The following is a 527-nucleotide window of genomic DNA, read 5'->3' on the forward strand; positions in this document are numbered from 1 at the left end:
CACTGTCGTGGCCGCTCCGGTATGCCCACATGTACGAGGTGCTGGTGGCCTCTCTGTCCATTTCCTTCAGCACCTGGACCGTGGTCTCGTCGCCATGGATGAGGGGCTGCGATCTGAGCCGCAGCTTCAGCACGTCATAGATGCGGGCGAGATGCTTTTCGCTCGAGCCGATCATCCAGTGACCCAGAGCGCCACGGCTGACAGGAACGCCCGCGCGCTCGAAGGCCTGCGCCAGGCGGTAGAGCGGTGTGCCGTCGACGTATTTGTGAACGAGCGCGAAGGCCAGCGTCGAGGCCGTGGCGATGCTGCCCGGCAAGGGTTGCGCGGGCATCGGCGCGGTCACGACCGGCGTGTTGATGCCGGTACGCTCACAATGACGGCAAGCATACTTGAACCGCACATTCTGCAGGACCTTCGCCTTCACCTCGATATGAACTTGCTCGGTAACGGCCTCGCCCATGCGATGCATCTGATGACGGCAGCAAGGACAAGCCTTCTGATCGTCGGGAAGGTCATACTCGACGCGC

At 62.6% G+C, this 527-nt stretch carries 1 protein-coding gene; it reads right to left on the reverse strand.

Features of this window, described 5'->3' with window-relative positions:
* Positions 1 to 527: IS66 family transposase (locus tag NKH99_RS32690; protein ID WP_353017997.1), on the reverse strand; the 527-nt coding region annotated here is incomplete at both ends.

Origin of the sequence: Mesorhizobium sp. M0854 (assembly GCF_040319815.1) — a bacterium.
In the GTDB taxonomy this organism is placed as follows: Bacteria; Pseudomonadota; Alphaproteobacteria; order Rhizobiales; family Rhizobiaceae; genus Mesorhizobium.